The organism is Pseudoalteromonas sp. 68 DY56-GL68 (assembly GCF_041414825.1).
Classification (GTDB): Bacteria; Pseudomonadota; Gammaproteobacteria; order Enterobacterales; family Alteromonadaceae; genus Pseudoalteromonas.
In genome coordinates, this window is the sequence record NZ_JAOCZL010000007.1 from 40,434 (window position 1) to 56,672 (window position 16,239).

At 40.8% G+C, this 16,239-nt stretch carries 15 protein-coding genes; 4 read left to right on the forward strand and 11 right to left on the reverse strand.

What is annotated here, in order from left to right:
- Nucleotides 1-24: 24 nt before the first annotated feature.
- Together NYF15_RS04910 and NYF15_RS04915 are read right to left on the reverse strand one after the other, a co-directional pair.
- Nucleotides 25-1,260 carry a DEAD/DEAH box helicase gene (locus NYF15_RS04910; protein WP_341803175.1) on the reverse strand — a complete coding sequence of 412 codons (1,236 nt, stop codon included), beginning with the start codon at nt 1,258-1,260 and terminating at the stop codon, nt 25-27.
- A gap of 93 nt (nt 1,261-1,353) precedes the next feature.
- Entirely contained in the window at nt 1,354-2,055 is a 702-nt protein-coding gene (locus NYF15_RS04915; RefSeq protein WP_062569549.1) for a DUF3581 domain-containing protein, read from the reverse strand.
- Nucleotides 2,056-2,574: 519 nt separating this feature from the next.
- On the opposite strand from NYF15_RS04915, the gene NYF15_RS04920 reads away from it, so the two are divergent.
- Genes NYF15_RS04920 through NYF15_RS04930 form a run of 3 tightly spaced genes read left to right on the forward strand, consistent with a single transcriptional unit; the run spans nt 2,575 to nt 4,852 of the window.
- Nucleotides 2,575-2,976, forward strand: a complete 402-nt coding sequence (locus NYF15_RS04920; protein ID WP_237118029.1) for a DUF3019 domain-containing protein — start codon at nt 2,575-2,577, stop codon at nt 2,974-2,976.
- Nucleotides 2,973-3,659, forward strand: coding sequence for a response regulator transcription factor (locus NYF15_RS04925; protein ID WP_371352989.1), 687 nt, complete (start codon nt 2,973-2,975; stop codon nt 3,657-3,659). Before NYF15_RS04920 ends, NYF15_RS04925 begins: the two co-directional genes overlap by 4 nt.
- A 2-nt stretch (nt 3,660-3,661) precedes the next feature.
- Entirely contained in the window at nt 3,662-4,852 is a 1,191-nt protein-coding gene (locus NYF15_RS04930) for an ATP-binding protein (protein WP_371352990.1), read from the forward strand.
- Here the strand turns inward: NYF15_RS04930 and NYF15_RS04935 are convergent.
- From NYF15_RS04935 to proB, 6 genes are all read right to left on the reverse strand, one after another.
- The gene (locus NYF15_RS04935) at nt 4,836-5,684 is read right to left on the reverse strand and encodes a MipA/OmpV family protein (protein ID WP_371352991.1); all 849 of its coding nucleotides are present in this window, start codon (nt 5,682-5,684) and stop codon (nt 4,836-4,838) included. The genes NYF15_RS04930 and NYF15_RS04935 overlap by 17 nt on opposite strands.
- Before the next feature lie 283 nt (nt 5,685-5,967).
- Nucleotides 5,968-7,494 carry an arylsulfatase gene (locus NYF15_RS04940; protein ID WP_237118025.1) on the reverse strand — a complete coding sequence of 509 codons (1,527 nt, stop codon included), beginning with the start codon at nt 7,492-7,494 and terminating at the stop codon, nt 5,968-5,970.
- Between the two features lie 223 nt (nt 7,495-7,717).
- The gene (gene gltX, locus NYF15_RS04945; protein WP_237118024.1) at nt 7,718-9,202 is read right to left on the reverse strand and encodes a glutamate--tRNA ligase; all 1,485 of its coding nucleotides are present in this window, start codon (nt 9,200-9,202) and stop codon (nt 7,718-7,720) included.
- Nucleotides 9,203-9,282: 80 nt separating this feature from the next.
- The gene (locus NYF15_RS04950; RefSeq protein WP_062569547.1) at nt 9,283-9,642 is read right to left on the reverse strand and encodes a glutathione S-transferase N-terminal domain-containing protein; all 360 of its coding nucleotides are present in this window, start codon (nt 9,640-9,642) and stop codon (nt 9,283-9,285) included.
- Nucleotides 9,643-9,710: 68 nt separating this feature from the next.
- Nucleotides 9,711-10,679, reverse strand: coding sequence for a GGDEF domain-containing protein (locus NYF15_RS04955; protein ID WP_130149587.1), 969 nt, complete (start codon nt 10,677-10,679; stop codon nt 9,711-9,713).
- A gap of 64 nt (nt 10,680-10,743) precedes the next feature.
- On the reverse strand, nt 10,744-11,847 hold the full coding sequence (gene proB, locus NYF15_RS04960) for a glutamate 5-kinase (protein WP_371352992.1): 1,104 nt from the start codon (nt 11,845-11,847) through the stop codon (nt 10,744-10,746).
- A 122-nt stretch (nt 11,848-11,969) separates the two neighbouring features.
- Between proB and NYF15_RS04965 the strand changes: the two genes are divergently transcribed.
- Nucleotides 11,970-12,917 carry a DMT family transporter gene (locus NYF15_RS04965; protein WP_371352993.1) on the forward strand — a complete coding sequence of 316 codons (948 nt, stop codon included), beginning with the start codon at nt 11,970-11,972 and terminating at the stop codon, nt 12,915-12,917.
- Here the strand turns inward: NYF15_RS04965 and NYF15_RS04970 are convergent.
- From NYF15_RS04970 to pdsO, 3 genes are read right to left on the reverse strand one after another with little or no spacing between them, the layout of a single operon-like run.
- Nucleotides 12,824-13,411, reverse strand: coding sequence for a class GN sortase (locus NYF15_RS04970; RefSeq protein WP_371352994.1), 588 nt, complete (start codon nt 13,409-13,411; stop codon nt 12,824-12,826). The genes NYF15_RS04965 and NYF15_RS04970 overlap by 94 nt on opposite strands.
- Nucleotides 13,399-15,399, reverse strand: coding sequence for a marine proteobacterial sortase target protein (locus NYF15_RS04975; RefSeq protein WP_371352995.1), 2,001 nt, complete (start codon nt 15,397-15,399; stop codon nt 13,399-13,401). The genes NYF15_RS04970 and NYF15_RS04975 overlap by 13 nt, the downstream gene beginning before the upstream one ends.
- 26 nt (nt 15,400-15,425) lie before the next feature.
- Nucleotides 15,426-16,163: a sortase-associated OmpA-like protein PdsO gene (gene pdsO / locus NYF15_RS04980; protein ID WP_371352996.1), complete on the reverse strand. Its 738-nt coding sequence runs from the start codon at nt 16,161-16,163 to the stop codon at nt 15,426-15,428.
- Nucleotides 16,164-16,239 lie beyond the last annotated feature (76 nt).

Consider the following 16,239-nt stretch of genomic DNA (forward strand, 5'->3'; position numbering starts at 1 on the left):
GGATAGTTTAAATATACGCCAAATTTAACGACGTCTCGGACTTTTTTTTCCTAAAATACGTTTTTTATCTCGTGAACGACGTGCTTTATTGGTGTTTTTTCTGATTTGTTTCGGCTCTTTGCTTAAATCAGGTTCATAACCTGGTAACCATTGCGGTGTAAGGCGTGTATCGAGCAAAATATCAATCTCATCAAGCAGGTATTGTTCGTCAATACTCACCAGCGACATTGCAAAACCTTTCTCACCCGCTCGCCCTGTGCGGCCAATTCGGTGCACATAATCCTCTGCAACATAAGGCAGCTCATAGTTTATCACGTACCTTAAAGAGGCAATATCAAGACCACGTGCAGCAACGTCTGTTGCCACAAGCACACGCGTTGCGCCAGATTTAAAGTTTTGTAGTGCCTTGTCACGTGCGCCTTGGCTTTTATCACCGTGAATGGATTCTGTTTTTAAGCCGTCTTTGCACATTTCTTTAGCAAGTAAATCAGCGGTTTGTTTGGTGCGGGTAAATATCAGCACTTGTTGCCAGTTTTTCATACCAATCATATGTGACACCAGCTCGCGCTTACGGTCTTCATCAACCGCATAAACAACTTGCTCTACTTCTGTCGCAGCGGAATTACGTTTATTCACCTCAACCAGCTTAGGGTCATTTAAGAGCTGTTTGCTAAGGTTAAAAATGCTGTCGTCAAATGTGGCTGAAAAAAGTAAGGTTTGACGCGCTTTTGGCACATGTCGCAAGATACGTTTTATCTCGTCGATGAACCCCATATCAAGCATGCGATCAGCCTCATCAAACACCAAGGCATTAATGTTTGAAAGCTTAATACTGCCTTTAATCACATGATCAAGTAAGCGCCCAGGTGTTGCTACCACAAGCTGTGCGCCTTTTATGGCTTTGATCTGTGGCCCAATACTGGCACCGCCATAAGCAAGAGCTGCTTTTATATCAGTATGCGCAGCATAGCGCTCTACACTTGCAAATACTTGCTGAGCAAGCTCGCGAGTAGGCGTTAAAATAAGTATTTTAACCGTGTCAGGAAGTGTCTCTTCAGATAACAAATTATGCAGCAGAGGTAACACAAACGCTGCTGTTTTACCTGTTCCTGTTTGTGCACTGCCCATCACATCAGCGCCCGATAAAATAAGCGGGATTGTCTGCGCTTGAATTGCAGTTGGGGTTTGATAATTTTCCGCTTGCAGAGCTTCTAAAAGTTCGGGGGCAAGGTTTAATTCTGAAAAAGTCGCTACTGACATGATATGAAGTACATTGGCTATAAAGCGAGTATTGTACGCACATGGCCACAAACAAAAAAGGCGCTAATGCGCCTTTTATCTAAAACAGTACTATTAAGCGTGGTTTAATGTACTTTTACGTTGATTATAAAAACTAATTAATTCATCAACCGTTGCTTGGCAATACTCGCGAATGCCAGAAACAACCATGTGTTTTTCACCTGAGCCGACTTTCTCACCATTTTCTAGTAAATTAAATCGTAAGATAATTTTTCCGCGCTTGCCTGTGTAAGTAAAATCAGGTTCAACAAACTCAAGCTCTGGCTCTTCGATATCAAGACGCTCTAGATTAATTAGCATTGATTCATAAATAACCATAGGTCTTGCAGGGTTAATCATTACATCTTGTTTCGCCATTAATGGGATAATAACATGCGGAAATGCGGCACCTGAAAACTCAACATAGTTCTTAATCAAACTATTTGTAAGTTTAGCGCATTGGCTTACAGCCCCTTCACGCTTCACTTTAAGCATGATTTTATCACCATCAGTAATGGCAAATTCATCAGCCCCAGCAGGAAAAGTTAATTGCGATGTTTCATCCACCATGCCTGCAAAAGTAAATTCCATTTTCTCACTGATGCCGTATTGGTTTAATACAAGTGAAAAAAGAAGATCACCGGGTACACAAAACTTTTTTGCATCGATGTCGTGAAGAGGGTTGAAATCATCCGCTACAGACTTAGCAAAACGACTTCCCTGCTCACGAGAGATAGAAACGTAATCAGCGTGCTGCTGATAATAAGGACTTAACATAATTGTTCACTGCTTAAACTACTCATAACCTGACTATACTACCAGAAAAAACATGTTGAGAGGTCGAATCTGTTCACAATTCAACTTTTGAGAGCAAAATGTATATGAATGATTACGAAGAATGCTTGAAAAACAACCAGGGGTATTTTGTATCTTTTTGTACACAACTGTTAACAAGTAAAGACTGATGAACAATTTTCACACAAAGTAATTTAATGATAAATTACTAGCCAAGAATAAATTGATATTCATTTTTCTATAAAAAACAATCTCCTATTTTTTACAGCAACATCCCCCTTAAGTGAGGTCATATATAACAAGCGTCAATTTGTTGCAAAAGTTTAAAATAAGGTATGATAAACATGCTTTTTTATTATGTATTCACCACACTCTCCCTGCTACAAATTAAAATAACAACATAAGTAATTGGGCTCATACATTGAGTTTGGCTGAAAAAACAGTATTTAATGGTTTATATCACTTTGCACAAACACATCAAAAAGAGAAAGGTTTGATTAAATGATCAACCAATTAAGTTGGATATCACTGCTTTTATGTTTATCAGTAATATCAACAAACTCTCAGGCACAAAAAATCGATGCTCCTTTTTTTAAGGTATCACCGGTTTTGTGTATTACTGATGTAAAACAAAAAATGTGTGAATTTAAAGTACAAATACACTTTAGAATTGCACCATACCGTGAGCTTTGCTTAGAAATAACACAACGTCCACAGCACACTCAGTGTTACACACAAACAAGTTTGATCATTGAAAAGCTGAATATCAAAACAGAGCACCCACTAACAATAAAGTTAATCAACCCATTAAATAATAAAATTGTTCAACAACAACTTCTATCGATAGCAAGTTATGAAGCTAAAGATTTCCGTATAAAACGACGCTTTGGCTGGAGTTTATGATGCAGCATATTTTTTTAATTGAAGATGATATTAAGCTAGCCAGCTTAATCCAAAAATTTTTATTAAAGCACGGCTATACAATTGATGTTTTCAACACCGCTCAAGCTTATCACAATGGTGAGATCACGTTTCTACCCTCTCTAATTATCTGCGATATCATGCTACCTGACGGGAATGGCTTTGAGTTAATTACTCAATTAAAAGAAAAGTATAGTTGTCCTGTGATTTTTTTAACCGCTTTAGACTCAGTACAATCTCAGATAAAAGGCCTTGATCTCGGCGCTTATGATTACCTGATTAAGCCAATAAAACCGGAGCTTTTATTAGCAAAGATTAAAACAATTATTGCCCACACAGTAGGTCAAAGTAATAACTCTGACACACATGGTCCTTTGCGGATTGATAATCTTAAGAAGGACATTTATTTCCAATGTACGGCACTTAACCTTAATGAAAGCGAGTTTGAAATTATCGCCTATCTTGCAAAAAACAGCCCGTTACCCGTCTCCAGAGAAATCCTTTTTAAGCATGTTATAGGCCGAGAATATGATGGTTTAGACCGTGCTATAGACTTAAAAATTAGTCGCTTACGAAAAAAACTAAAAGACACTATCAACCAACACAGTAACTCTCTTGATATTAAGTCTGTTCGCGGCAAAGGGTATAGCTTGGATATAACATAAAAATGAAACAGCAATTCTTTAAGCTCTATCTGATCATTACCGTTAGTCTAATCGCTTTGGTGCTTGCATTTGGCCAATTATACAATGAGTTTTTTTCAGAGCATTCGCCGAGTATACAAATCAGCGTAGATGAACTGGCTCAAATTGCACAAGATAAAGACGCGCGCATTCAATCGTTTAATGTGAGTGAATTAATACTCCCAGAGAGTTTGCAAATTGCTTTTAATAAAGATGGCATTATTAGTGTTACAGAAAACGACCAGCAGTTTATTTATTTAAAGAGCAACAATGGGAGTATTCAACGTATAGGTCCTGTCGAGCTAATGACGCAAAGCTCAACTGATTGGTTGGCTTTTTTTGCTTTTTACAGCTTATTAGCTGCAATGATCCTAGTCTTTATACGCCCTGTGTTTAGGGACTTAAGCCTATTACAACAGGCAGCCTACCGCTTTAGTAAAAAACCACACCCCATTACTTTAGATATCAAGCCTAGCTCCTCAATAGCGCCACTGGCTAATACGTTTACTCATATGTCAGAGCGAATAAACCGGTTTGTACAACTGCATAATGATTTATCACGCATTATTTCACATGAAATTCGTACGCCACTGTCTCGTATGCGCTTTGCACTTTCAATCACCGACATAGAGTTAGAACAAAGTAGTCAAATTGAACGAGACATTGATGAAATTGAGCTGCGTTTAGAGCAATATCTTTCATTTGCACGACTAGAGCATCAACAAAGCGTCTTTACTCAAGAAAAAACCAACCTTCATGAATTAATAAGTTATGAAGTGAGTAAATTTGACCTCTATAAAGAGTTCACATTCGATCTCCAACTGCACGAAACGAGTGCATATTGCGAAAGCAGCTTTATGGCAATTGCAGTACAAAACCTGCTTATAAATGCAACAAAATATGCAAGACAAACGATTACTATCCAAAGCAAAAGTGAGCAAGGCTATTATGTTATCCGTGTAATAGATGACGGCTCAGGCTTACCTGTTAACGCTGATGCGCTCATAGAGCCTTTTAAGCAAGGCGAAGGTGATAAGTTAGCCAGTGGTTATGGTCTTGGATTATATATAGTTTATCGTATCGTCAGTTGGCACGGAGGAAAGGTTTCTTTAAATAATAACGGCCCAACTGGCGGAGCTGCTATCTCTATTACTTGGCCTAAAAGTGGTAAGTAACTCCTGCAAAACCTGAGAAATATCCCCCTTTGTCTACCATCTGTGAGTGGGCAAGGTTACTATCAAGCCAAGTATGCTTAAGTTTTAAATCAATGCTTACACTCTCGTTTATTGGGTAACTATAACTTGCTTTAACATGGTAATTAATGGCACTGGTTAAATTATAATGAGGCAGACGTGTCTTACTTTCCCCAGCTGCCACAGTATAATAATACTCAATTAACTCGCTATTTTTATAGACAGCACCTATTTCAAGGCTGGCCAGTCCAAAAAGCATCTCGAAATTACGATACACATTAACAAAGAACTCATGGCCATTGTGTACATCAGTTACATCTTGCACGAATGCCGTGTTCAGCCACACATCATCATACAACTGAACAGCAGAAGATAACCCCACCATATAAGACAAATCACGCTCAATCGCCGTCAGGTTTATTGGTGTTGCTGAAGGGATACTCGGCCTACCGCCTGATTTACTAGAGACTGCACTTACCGCAAATAATTTGTCGATGCCATCCAACTCAAAGAAAAAACCATCATCATTAAAACGACCAAAGAGATCAAGGTAGTAACTAGGCGTTTCTAATAGACTGTAGCCAACTGAAAAATCATCAAAATACCAATGTTCTCCATAGTAAGCCAAGCTTGGTAAAACAGGTGAGGTAATATTGTCAGCATTGATGACTGGGTTTTCTATGCCACCATAGCCAAGCGTTATACTGGCATTCAAGGTAGATTTTTCGATGTAGTGAGGTTGCCCTAAATCTGTCTGCGCATATGTAACTAATGAGGTTAAACAACATGCTATGCCAAGTAAGTTTTTTATCAACTTTATTCACCCTGTTGGTATCAAAATGTATTTATATGGCAACAATTAATGCGACTAAAAAGCGCCTCTACCCTTGCGATCATAACGTTTGAATACACCTTTGTATATTTCTTTAGCCAAAGATGAGCGACTTATTCACACACCCGTAATGAAATTATCACACTAAAGAAAATATGAAATACCTTGTACATTTTGCTACATAGCCATTTCAACATTTTATATTACCTAAATACAAAAAGGGCCCGTAGGCCCTTCTTAGCTGTAAACGACACTTTAAGCATTACTAACGATTAAGTGCTTGCTTTGAAATCATTTCAGCAACACTTCCAACCTGTACCGACATACTTTCTTGGCTTGGTGGGAAAGCTTTAAAGGTTTTCACAAACTCTGCAATTTGATTGCCCGCAGGGCCTAAAATCCAGCTACGGTTTTCAGCCCATTCATCATAACCCCGAGCATCAATAAAACGCTCAAATGGATCCATTTTTAAGTTAATAATGTAAGGAGAAGTAAGTGCATTTTGTGTTGATCTAAACCAGTGGTTTTGCTCAGTGAAAATAAGCTTCCAATCACCATAACGCATGCCATGGAAAGTAGTTTCGGTGAAATAATAAAACTCTTTACGCTTTGTTTTACCGTTATTTAGTAAGATATCACTTTGATCAAAACCATCTAAATGCACTTTGTACTTTTGACCATTAATTTTGGTGCCTTTCAATAAATTAGCTTTGAGATCTTTATCACCCACCCATGACATAATTGTAGGCATCCAATCTTCCATTGTCATGAACTCACCGGTGCTTACACCTTTTGGAATATGACCAGGCCACTTCACAACTAAAGGCACTCTGAAGCCCCCTTCCCAGCCACCAACACCTTTTTCACCGTGAAATGGTTGGTTACCACCATCAGGCCAAGAGTTTGATGCCGCGCCATTATCAGTCGAAAACATCACGATCGTGTTATCTGCGACTTTTAACTCATCAAGCAAGTTAAGTAATTCACCCACATCGTCATCCATTTCGGCCATACCATCAGCGTATAAACCATAGCCAGTCTTACCATCATACGCTTTATTTAAGTTAGTTTGATAATGCATACGTGTGGTGTTATGCCAAACAAAGAAAGGCTTATCTTGTTTAACTGCATCACGAATAAAACGCTTTGATTCAACAAGTACCTCTTGGTCTAAGTTGCGCTGACGCTCTTTACCAAACTGTCCTAGATCTTTAATTTCTTGCTTACCGTTAGCAAGCGCTTTTGAGTGGATCACACCACGCATTTTTAAACCAAATTTCTCTTGCGTTTTAGCGTCTTGCGGATAATCTTGCTGCTCAACATATTCACCAGCATTGAGGTGATACAAAATACCAAAGAACTCATCAAAGCCATGATTAGTTGGTAAGTGCTCATCAAGGTCACCTAAATGGTTTTTACCAAATTGACCTGTTACATACCCTTTGGATTTAAGCATAGTTGCAAGTGTTGGATCTTTCTTTTGCAAGCCTTGCGGTGCACCAGGAAGGCCTACCGTACTAAGTCCTGTACGCATCGGGTACTGACCTGTGATAAATGCTGCACGCCCTGCGGTGCAAGAGGCTTGTGCGTAGTGATCCATAAATATCATGCCATCATTGGCAATGCTATCTATGTTAGGGGTACTGCCTCCCATCATACCGCGATGATAGGCACTGATATTCCACATACCAACATCATCCCCCCAAATAACGAGTATATTGGGCTTATCGGCGGCGTAGCTGGGTAGACTAAAAGCCAGTATGGTCATACAGACCACAAGATATTTAAACATCACTTTCTCCTTGAAAATAAACTGATTTTAATAACCAGTAATTATTTAAATCCTCGCTTGCAGCCACCTTATACTGCTACTTAAGTTGTTTCTACAAGTGATAAATTGTTCATATTTAATACTAAACAAGTAGTATTATATTTCAATGAAAAAAAGAAGAAAGTTTGATTTAGATACAAAAAAGCCGAGCGATGCTCGGCTTAAAATAGATTACCTAGTAAAACTATGCTTGCGGATAATCCCGATAAGCACGCTCAATATTTTTCGCTTGCTTTTTCGACACACCAATATGCGCCAATGCAACACGTAAGCGAGCACGAGATAGGTCAGAGCCTAAAATTTCCATCGCATCAAGTACTGATGTTGATGAGGTCTTCCCTGTGATAGCCACAAAGATTGGCTCAAGAAAGTCTTTAATCTTCAATTCATGGAAAGTTGCAACCGCTTTTGCAATCGCAAAAATCTCTGACTTCTCCCAGCTACGTAAGCCTTCTAGTTGCCAGATAAAGAACTGTAATGCTTGACGAGTTGCATCTTCACCCGCTTTACCCGCTGTTAATAGCGCAGGGTCATAGCTTGGAATACCACCCACAAAGTGACCCGCAAGGTCAACCATGTCAGAAAGCGTATTAATACGTGTTTTTGCTTCTGGTAATACTTTAGCGAATAGCTCAGTATTAAATTTCCAATCAACAAAACGTTGCATTAGTTCTTCGTCAGATAAGTTCTCACGGATCCACATACCGTTTAACCAGCTAAGCTTATCCACGTCGAAAATTGGGCCGCCTAGCGACACACGTTTCATATCAAAGTGTTCAATCATCTCTGCTAAGGTGAACTTTTCACGCTCATCTGGCATTGACCAACCCATACGGCCTAGATAGTTTAATAGTGCCTCTGGTAGGTAACCCATTTCTTTATAGTAATTGATTGACGTTGGGTTTTTACGTTTCGATAATTTTGACTTATCTGGGTTACGCAGTAACGGTAAGTGGCCAAGTACTGGCGCTTCCCAACCGAAATCTTCGTATAATTTTAATAGCTTAGGCGCTGAGTTGATCCACTCTTCACCACGGAAGATGTGGCTAATTTGCATGTGGTGATCATCAACAACGTTAGCAAGGAAGTAAGTTGGGAAGCCATCTGCTTTAAGTAGCACTTGCATGTCTACGTTTTCCCATGGGATCTCAATTTCGCCACGTAGGTAGTCGTTAAACTTAAACGTGCCCTCGCTTGGGATCTTCATACGTATAACGTAAGGCTTACCTGCTTCAAGATTCGCTTTGATTTCGTCTTCAGAAAGATTTAAACCACGACCATCGTATTTAGGGCGTAGGCCTTCGGCCATTTGCTCTTCACGCATTTGGTCTAGCTCTTCGCTGGTTGCAAAACAGTAAAATGCTTTACCCTGTTCAACTAACTGATGCGCAAATTTCTTATATAAATCGCTACGCTCAGATTGACGGTATGGACCAAACTCACCGCCCACATCTGGACCATGATCCCAGTTTAAGCCTAACCATTGTAAGCTATCCATAATAGCTTGTTCTGATTCTGGCGTACTACGAACTTGGTCTGTATCTTCAATACGTAACACAAACTCACCGCCTTGCTGCTTAGCAAAACAGTAGTTAAATAATGCGATGTATGCAGTACCTAGGTGCGGGTCACCTGTTGGTGACGGAGCAACACGGGTGCGAATTGTCATGGTTATATCTCTCAAAAGACAATTAAAAATTTGCCCAAATGCTAGCACAGCACGGGCTATAATCGAAGTGAAAAGCCGCTTTATGCAGCGACTTTATCTAAATAAGCAATGATATCGTTTGATTCGTACAACCAAGTTACTTGGCCATTTTCTTCAATACGTAAACAAGGGACTTTAATTTTTCCACCCTGCTCATGTAACTCTTGACGAAATTGCTGGTTACCTTTCGCATCACGGGTTTCAATGGCTAAGCCTTGACGCTTAATAGCACGGCGTACTTTTACGCAAAAAGGACATGCTTTGAATTGGTATAATTTAAATTGCGATGTCACTGAATCAAGCGCAGCTTGCTCAGCCGCAGGACGTTTTTTACTGCGTGGTGTAAAAATAAAATCAAAGAATAAAATAATGCGACCGAGTAACCAACGAACAAACTTCATGTAAAATCTCATACTGATTAAAATTGATGGTGGGCAATTTTAACACAGCAATAATCGCGACAACAGATTCAAAAAAGCTCTATTGAGTCATCAGAGCGTTTGCTATCTTGAATCCCGAGCTCAGCGTACGATGTTACCTGATTACGACCATTATTTTTAGAATGATATAGTGCAACATCTGCTTTTTGAACAAGGCTTGCGACCATTTCAAACTCACAAATAGGTAAAAAACCGCAACTGACGGTTAGATTTCCAACTTGAGGAAAAGGATACTCTGCCACACAAGCACGAAAACGATTAAGTGCATTGCGCGCATCAGTTTCATCAGACGCTTGAAACAAAACAGTAAATTCCTCACCACCGTAACGAAAAACATAGTCTTCAATGCGAAAATTATTTTTAAGCAATTGGGCTACCAGTAAAATAACTTCATCACCAATAACATGACCAAAATTATCATTAACACGCTTAAAATGATCAATGTCCACCATCGCCAGATACCAGTGAGGATGGTATTGATGATCTTTTGGCTCAAGTGTCGCTTCTGCTGCGATATCAATCACCTTTTTATCAAAGGTTTGTCTATTTAATAACTCAGTAAGGGGATCTAATTTAGACTTGTGTAGCAATGACAATTGGTTAGCATAGATATTTAGCATATAAATGGCTAACATACTTGAGCGCTCTGAAAGCTCTTTTTCAGACTCTATCACCAGCACCCCCATCACATTTCCTATATGGTAAATAGGCACATAGGTAGAAATAACCCCATAATTACGGCTAATGCGAATTTTGTTGCGACTGACTTTCTCTATTAACTCACTTACTTCATGCTCATTTAACTCTTCAATAACTGAGTCTTTGTTAAGTAAACGAGCTGGTAGCCCTGGTTTGAATAACTTGTTCACATAAATAGCGAACCGAGAAAACTCTTCGAGCTCCGTCACCGCATTGATAAGCGCCTGATCAAGTTCAGGCTCTTCTTCTTGTTGCGTTATTGAGATTATCCAGTCATGTCCGCAAGCGTTTGCTGGCATTTAGAAAGCCCTCTAAACTAACTATAACTTTAGTCTAGTTAACTTTATAAAAATTACTAAAAAACTACAGTAAAATCATATCATCTCTGTGAATGACTTCGCTGCTAGGTGCAAATGCAAGCAACTGGGTAATTTGCGATGAATGGCAGCCTTTAATTTGATCAATTTCTTGGTGATTAAAATTAACAAGACCTTTAGCAATACACTGTCCTTGATTAGACACTACTTCAATCACATCGCCGCGCTCAAACTGTCCTCGCACAGTCTTTACACCTTTTGCTAGTAAGCTCGCGCCACGCTCTTTAAGCGCAAGGCTTGCACCATCATCAATCACTAATTGCCCCGTACTTTTAGGCCCTGCAAGTAACCACTTTTTGCGGCCATCTTTTGGTGCAGTGAGCTTTAAAAAACGTGTACCAGGAAGCTTGTCGGCCATGCAATTTAAAATCACATTTTTACCAGCACCTTTGGCAATGATCACCTCAACACCCGCGCGACGTGCAATATCGGCAGCTTGCAGTTTGGTTGCCATACCACCGGTACCAAGTGTTGTACCACTGCCACCAGCAAGCTCTCTGAGTTCATCATTAATATGCTCAACTTCATTGATAAGTGTCGCGCTGGCATCAGAGCGAGGATCGCCTGTAAATAGACCCTCTTGATCAGTTAACAGTAACAGCTTTTCAGCATTCGCTAATATTGCGACTAAAGCAGATAAGTTATCGTTATCACCGACTTTAATTTCGGCAGTGGCCACGGCATCATTCTCGTTAATAATAGGCACCACATTGTGCGCAAGTAGCGCATTTAAGGTATCGCGGGCATTTAAGTAACGTTCACGGTCTTCTACATCGGCGCGAGTCAGTAGCATTTGCCCAACATTCACGCCATACAAAGCAAACAAGCTTTGCCAAATATGAATAAGCTGCCCTTGACCAATCGCGGCCAGCATTTGTTTTTCAATCAAAGAACGGCCACAGGGAGTAACTAATTGCTCGCGCCCAGCAGCAACCGCGCCACTTGATACTAAAACAACCTGATAACCCTGTTTTTTTAATTCGCAACATTGGCGAACAAGTTCAACCATGTGTGCTTTATCTAATTTGTCTGTACCGCCAGTCAATACACTCGTACCTAGCTTGACAACAACGACGTGTGGCCTTTGCATGTGTGTTTTAAAGTCTGTAATAAATAATAGGGAATTTATATATACCAGTTAACAGTTTTTGAACAAGTAAAAAAAATTCATGCTAGGATCACGCTCTCATTTTTTACTCAATATCGACACCTATGCCAGCCAGTATATGCTTAATTATCGCGACCTTTTTATGGGGTAGCTCTTACATTGCGTTAAAGCACGCAATCAATATTTACGACCCTGTGTTAGTGATTTTTTTAAGAATGCTAACCACATTACTGATTTGCTTATGTTTATGGCGATATGTGATCCGCTTTGAGTTTAAACAAGGTGACTGGAAGTATTTAATTGGGATGTCACTGGCTGAGCCTTGCTTTTATTATTTATTTGAAGGGCATGCCCTAGAGTACACGTCAGCATCGCAAGCTGGGGTTATTGTCTCTTGTTTACCAATTATCGTTGCCATTTTGGCGTTCTTAATATTAAAAGAGTACATCAGTAAAGCCATTGTCGTTGGTTTTACCTTATGTATTGGTGGCAGTATTTTATTAACGCTATTATCACCAAGCACTGAGCAAGCCCCTAACCCTCTGCTTGGTAACTTTTTAGAGTTGATGGCGATGTTGTGCGCGGCATTTTATACCGTGAGTGTAAAACACTTAGTGACGCGCTATTCACCGCTTACCTTAATTGCAATTCAAGGGTTTAGTGGTAGCTTGTTCTTTGCGCCTTTTTTATTTTTCATCGAACTACCGAGCGAAAATCAGCACGATTTAAGTGCCCTACTGAGCATTTTATATTTAGGCTCATGTGTTACGTTAGGTGGCTATGGCATGTACAATTACGCCATCAGTAAAGTGTCGGTGTTAACCGCTGCCGCCTACTCTAATCTTATTCCAATTTTTGCGTTAATTTTGTCAGCCATTCTACTAGACGAGGTGCTGACTGTTTGGCAATGGGTGAGTATTGCAGTGGTATTTGCAGGTGTTATTGTCAGCCAACGTCATCAAGAGCTCAAAGTTGAAGTAGACGACGATAATTTATCAGCCGATACCAATAACCTAAACTCAGTGCCTGACGCTAACGAGTCAAAAGGATAACAGGTTAATAAATAAAGGCCTGATTGTGCTAAAAAGCCCTGTTCGCTTTGATGAATAACATCAATGCTGCGAACTTGATAGTGTTCAATCTGGCCATTTTGCAACTGCAAACTGAACTGCTCACCCACTGCGACATGTTTTAGAAATGCAAAGTGGGTGTCGTTATGGCCAGCTATTAATACCCCATTTTTGCTGCCAAGTTCACCGCTTGGCAAAAAATGCCCAGGGGCAAACGCAAGGTTTCGCCCCGATGCACCAGCAAGTACTGTTAACTCTTGCTGCTGGCTTGGCCAATTTATCTGTGCGGTGACATAACCATCGGCGTAAAACCATGGCCTCACTTGCTCATTAGGGCTTTGCAAAGCTTGCTGCCAAGCTGACTCAATTAGAGCCTGTGCCAGCCAAGCTTTCGCCTGCATATAGCCACCATTAACAAACAATGCGATGCCAAGTAAGGCGCTGCAAACTGGCAGCGCTTTTTTTAGCGTCGCCATTGCCATAACCATGAGAATGTAAGCAGCAACAACCCAAGTAGCATAAACACGCGGCTTTGTCCGTCGGTTTGCGGCAGCGTCATACCGTTAGGTAGTTTGTTGCGTACTTGCATTGAACGCTCTGCAATCTCATTACCCGCATAGTTATCAACCGCAATAAAGGCTGTAAAAGGGCTGAGCAAATGGTGCTGAAGTGCTAATGTCTCAACTTCTGCGCGTACCGCATCCTTTTCATTATAAAGCAGTAGTGACTTAATTTTTTGTCTTGCCCAGAGCCTAGCGATACCTTCGCCGTTTGCGGCATTGGCCGTTGCTAAGTTAATGGTCATGGGTCCTGAGTTTGTTTGCCCTTTTAACGTTAAGTGCTGACTGCCATCAAGCTTTATGGCAACCAAAACCGGCTCTGAAAAATACAAGTCAGGTAATGGCGATGGCCAGTATTCAAGTGCAGCTTTGTTGCCTTCAAGAGCAAGCTCAGTAACCGCGGGATGCGCTAGCTTATCAAAAAGCAGCTGCATTTTTGGCTGTACTTGGCTGGTGCTACTAATAAAAGTGAAAGTACCACGGCCAATATCAGCCGCTCGTGTCATAAAAAAGCTATTAGGCGCACTGCCAATACCCACAGTAAAGAGCCTGCTGTCACCTAAGTCAGATTGAATTTGCTTAAATAACTGCGTTTCGTTACCCACACTGCCATCGGTTAAAAATACCACTTGGCGTACAAAGCCATCATGCTGTTTACCATCAAGTACCTGCGTCAGTGCTTTTGCGATTTCGGTGCCACCATCGGCTTGTAAACCATAAATAAAGCGCTCAGCGCGGCGAATATTAAAGTCATTGGCAATCATTGGCGTGTCACTTAATACCGTCACTTCGTTATCAAAGCCTATGATGTTAAAACTATCATTTTCATCCAATAACGAAAGGGCATAAAATAAGGCTTGTTTAGCCTGCTCCATAGATTGACCATGCATTGAGCCGGAGGTATCTACAACAAACACCATCTCACGGGGAAGACGAGCTTGCGAGGTAAAGTGATCGCTTGGCGGCACTAGCATTAATAAGCCATACTCTTGCCCTGCGACTGTTTCGGTAAAAAATGCAGCCTGTGAGTGAGCTTTATCAAGGGGCTTAAATGTTAGCTCAAAGTCTCTATCCATCGGAATGTCACGATTAAGCGATAATTGATAACGGCCAAAACTCGGGTTATCGACTTGCATACCGTCTAAGTTGGCGTTGATGTAACTAAGCTCTAGGCCAATATCCATCGAAATAGCAAGGTTTAGGCTCGCATCAGACTCTTGGCTTTTAGCATGGTGAAAAACAGGTTTTAGCCACGCTGATGCCACTTGCGCTTTATTAGTCGCTGGTTCACTCTGTTGTTCTGTGTCTTTTTTTTCTAGATACGTTTTTTGCTGTAATTCTGCCGTTAAAGGTTCGTATCGCGGCGTAATAGTGGTCGGAAAACGCAACGAAAACACACCATCACGAAAGCCGATGATCTCTTGGTATTGCAAAGTAATTTCAATTTCTTCACCGGCTCCAAGATTTGCCACATCAGTAGAGAAAATATTAGCACGTTGCTGACGCACTAAAGCGGCGCGTTTACTCTGCTTTTGAGCTTGTACAAATTGCTGTTCAGCCTGCTGCTTAAGGGCAATATTGCCTGTGATAATGCGATCACCTATTTGCATTTGCATGGCATGCACAGCACTTTCATCAGGTAACGGAAACACATAGCGAGCATTGACCGCAAATGGATGCGGGTTTTGATAACGCTGTTTAACAACAACATGATTAATCAGCCCCGTGAGTGTCATAGTGACATCGTTTTTCACTAATAAACCCGACGACACTTGGCTATTTGAGTCATCATAAAAACGCAGTTCGGCACTGGCATTAGCAGCGAACACAGGGTTAACAGCATAACCTAACAGCAGGATAAAAAGGCTCATATACATGAGCCTTTTGGTGCGTTTACTCAACATAATTAGTCACTCCATCGACCGATGAATTAGTGGTTACTTTGCGCTGTACGCAAACTACTTTGTGTCACAGGGCGCGTCGTCAATGTTACGCGGCGGTCAAAGATGTTGTCTTCGTAGTTATTTGAATCAGCAACACTTTGCTGCTCACCAAAGGCGGTTGCGGTTAAGCGGGTATGCGGCACGCCTTGTTTAATTAAGTAGCTTTGCACGGCATTTACACGTTGCTTTGAAAGCATTAAATTAGCCAACTCATCACCGCGCTGATCTGCAAAGCCATTTAAGTCGATAGCCAGATTTGGCTGGGCAATCAGTAACTGAGCTACTTTGTCGAGTTGATTAGCAAAGTGCGGGGCAATTTCACTAGAGCCAGTTTTAAACTGCACCGTCATGGCTAGTAAAGTATTAAGCTGGGCTTGCAATAACTGCTCTTTTTCATCCGCTAATAATTCAAGCTGCTCACTTAGGGCGGCGTTATCAGCAATCACTTGTTGGTAATCAGCGGTTTGCTCTTTCATTACGACTAATGCGTGAGCTTGTTCATCAATGGTGTTTTCTGCCGCTTCTTTTTCACCAATTAAGCCGCCAGCAAATGCCCCCACAAACGCGCCAATTGGACCACCTACTAAGCCGCCAACAACGGCACCAGCACTAAGGCCTATCGCTGTTTCTTTTGGTGTATCTTGCTTTGTTTGATTTGCAGCAACCGCATACTGTGTTGTTGATAAAGCAGTGGTAATGACAGTGGCAATAATTAATTTTTTCATGGTTTAATCCTTTTTGTACTTAATTGCTTGGCAACATTGGTTGGTGTTGCGAACTTGGTATGGAGCTATTAAAACA